Raw genomic sequence first — 3,404 nt, forward strand, 5'->3', positions numbered from 1 at the left:
CGGACGAATTTGGTTCTGGGCTGGGCAGGGATTAAATCTAGTTACAGCAGTATTGTTAATCTTGGGGCTGCTAGAAATTTGGTTTGACAACCCCAATCGGCTTGCTACTGCAATCGGTTTGGTAACAGCAGGTGTAGCCTTTGCCCTACAAAAAGTAATTACGGCGATCGCGGGTTACTTTGTAATTCTGCGGAGTAATATTTTTAGCGTTGGCGATCGAATTACGATGGGCGGCGTGCGCGGCGATGTCATTGCTCTAGGTTTTATCCACACGAAAATCATGGAAATGGGACAGCCAGTTTCGTTTCAAGACTCGGCTTCCCCTAGTTGGGTGAAAAGTCGTCAATTTACTGGCAGGATTGTCACCGTTACTAATGACAAAATTTTCGAGCAGCCAGTTTACAACTACACGCAGGATTTCCCCTATCTTTGGGAGGAAATTAGCGTGCCGATTTCCTATACAGCCGATCGCGATTGCGCCGAACAAATTTTATTAGAATGCGCCGAGCGTCATACAGAAAATATTAACCAGATGAGTCAAGAATCATTGCGGGTGATGCGCGAACGCTATTTTCTCCATTCCCACGATTTGACACCCAAAGTTTACTATCGAATCACTAACAACTGGCTAGAAATGACCGTCCGCTTTGTCGTCAAAGAACACGGGATTCGCGATCTCAAAGATGCCGTTAGTCGCGATATTCTCAAAGCATTCGATGCGGCTGGAATTAGAATTGCGACGACGACTTATAACATTGTCGGATTGCCTCCACTTCAGATGGAAAACAGTCTTGGCAATATAAAAGAGAATTCCCAGCATTAATCCTCTTCACTTATTCTACGGACAATGGCACATGAAAAACGTCAAAATTGCTAAACTTTGGGATTCGCTCCACTCTAGTTACTGGTTTCTACCCACAATTATGCTTGTGGGCGCGATCGCCCTATCAGTCGTCATGTTAACGCTCGATCGCGAAGGCTATTATGGACCTTTAGAAAGTTGGGGCTGGCTCTACACTGGTGGGACAGATGGGGCGCGGGAGGTGCTTTCAGCCGTTTCTGGTTCGATGATTACAGTTGCCGCGACTGCTTTTTCGATTACAATTGTCGCACTCCAACTAGCTGCTGCCAATTTCGGACCCCGACTGCTGCGGAACTTCATGCAGGACACTGGCAATCAAATTGTCCTCGGCACGTTTATTTCTACATTTATTTATTGCTTGCTGGTGCTGCGAACGATTCGCGGCGACGGAGACGATTACGACAAGTTTGTGCCACTAGTCTCCACTACCGTTGGTACGGCGCTGGCGATAGTTAGTATCGGGATGCTAATTTACTTCATCCATCATGCGTCCACAATTATTCAAGCATCACATGTTATTTCTGAAGCTGGAGCCGAGCTAGACCGTGCCATCGATCGCTTGTTTCCCGAACGTATTGGAGTTAACGAGCCGGAGTTCAAACAACCGTTGACAGAAATTCCAGAGAATTTTGATGCTGAAGCCTACCCAATTAAAGCTCCTCGCAGTGGCTACGTGCAAGCGATCGACGACGATGAATTGATGAAGATTGCCTGTCGAGATCGGCTGTTACTACGCATTAACTATCGCCCAGGAAAATTTGCTGTCAAAGACCAAGTGTTAGTAACGGCATATCCTCAAGAGCGAGTCAACCGCAAACTAACTAGTCAAATTAACGATGCCTTTATTTTAGGTAAACAACGCACCGAACAGCAGGACGTAGAGTTTCCCATCAACCAATTAGTAGAAATTACTTTACGCGCCATTTCTCCTTCTGTCAACGATCCGTTTACGGCAATCCGGTGTATTGACCAACTGAGTGCGGGGCTATCTCGGATAGCTCAACGAGAGTTTCCCTCTCCTTACCGCTATGACGAACGGCACGAGTTGCGCGTCATTGCCGAACCAGTCACATTTGAGGGGTTAGTCGATGCTGCTTTTAACCAAATTCGCCAGTATGGGAAACAAGATGTAGCAGTAATAATTCGTTTGCTAGAAGCGATCGCCACCATAGCTAGTTACACCCAAAACCCAAAAGACCATGTAGTACTGGCGCGTCATGCTGCCGCGATTAAACGCGATAGCTACCAGAGCGTATCAAATAATTTGGATAAACAAGATATTGAAGAGCAATATTTGGTAGTAGAAAAAATGTTAATAGTTAATAGTTAATAGCTCTTAACCATTGACCATTAACCATTAATTCTGAGGCTGAGAACTACGAACTTCTTCCACTTCTCCAACTTCAAAAATTAAGATAAAACGCTGTCCCATCTCGCGCTGAATAAATTCTTCCAATAACTGCACTTGTCGAGGTGTCACTGGTTCTTTTGCCCTCACATTTAAGCGAACTTCAGGTGGATTAGTGAACCAATTCGTTTCTTTGCTAAGCAACTCCAAGCGTTGAAAAGTAACAGTTCGATCGATCAAAGCTCGCTGCAAACTGGTTTCTAATTGTGTCTGTCGGATCAGGCGGAAAAAGCTAAAACCAAGGGGCAGCAAGAGAATTATTGTTAAAAATATAGTCCAGAGCAGGGGTTTTTTTGCTTGTGTCAGCGAGCTATAACCTACTACTAGAAAAGTCAGCATACACGCCAGAGTAATGCCCAGCAGGTTAGTTAAGTAAAGGATCGTCGCTCCCAAACTCATCCACCAATCAGCCCGCGATAAACCCAAACCAATAACGCAAATCGGCGGCATCAAAGCCACAGAAATTGCAGTTCCGGCAAGACTGCCAGAAACTTTTGGTTCTGCCTTGGCATAGCCGCTAATTGCACCAGCCGCCACAGCAATACCCAAATCCAATAGCGTTGGTCGAGAACGAGATAAGATTTCACTCCCAAAGCCAGGAAGACTGACGATTAAACCCAGGCAGTAGGAAATTACCACTGCTAAAAACGTTCCGATCGAGAGCGCGATCGCACCTTGGCGAAATAGAATGACATGACCTTGCAATGCACCTAAAGCCATTCCCCGAATTGGTAGCATTAAAGGTGCGATAATCATCGCTCCAATAATGACGGCAGCACTGTTAGATAGCAAGCCAAGAGTTGCAATGACGCAAGAACTAACAGTTAAAGCCAAATAAGACGAGCTTAACTGTGATTCCTCCAGCAGTTCTGTTTGGAGTTGCTGAATTTCCACCGGACGAGATTTTCTGCTTCTGAAGTTTTGGAAGCGATCGCGAATATTATTGAACAAGCCTTTCTCCCACTTGGTCACTGGTCACTGGTCACTGATAACTGGATTAAAGTCCTACCCCTAGATGCTCGTCATCTGGCGCGAGTCTGACTAAAATCGACTGTTGAAGTAACTAAAAATTGACGCATGGTAATCGAATCGGCGATCGCAGAGGCGGCAATTGAGACAAACATCAAGCAATTT

At 45.5% G+C, this 3,404-nt stretch carries 3 protein-coding genes; 2 read left to right on the forward strand and 1 reads right to left on the reverse strand.

Translation table 11 applies throughout. The features are described from left to right. Together ACRC32_RS26720 and ACRC32_RS26725 are read left to right on the forward strand one after the other, a co-directional pair. On the forward strand, positions 1-823 hold an 823-nt coding region (locus ACRC32_RS26720), incomplete at its 5' end, for a mechanosensitive ion channel family protein (RefSeq protein WP_438556816.1). 31 nt (positions 824-854) lie between these two features. Next, positions 855-2,192, forward strand: a complete 1,338-nt coding sequence (locus tag ACRC32_RS26725; RefSeq protein ID WP_438556817.1) for a DUF2254 domain-containing protein — start codon at positions 855-857, stop codon at positions 2,190-2,192. A gap of 27 nt (positions 2,193-2,219) precedes the next feature. Here the strand turns inward: ACRC32_RS26725 and ACRC32_RS26730 are convergent, their stop codons facing one another. Beyond that, on the reverse strand, positions 2,220-3,221 hold the full coding sequence (locus ACRC32_RS26730) for a DUF389 domain-containing protein (protein ID WP_438556818.1): 1,002 nt from the start codon (positions 3,219-3,221) through the stop codon (positions 2,220-2,222). Positions 3,222-3,404 lie beyond the last annotated feature (183 nt).

The sequence above is a fragment of the Chroococcidiopsis sp. genome, from assembly GCF_051657925.1.
Lineage (GTDB): Bacteria > Cyanobacteriota > Cyanobacteriia > Cyanobacteriales > Chroococcidiopsidaceae > Chroococcidiopsis.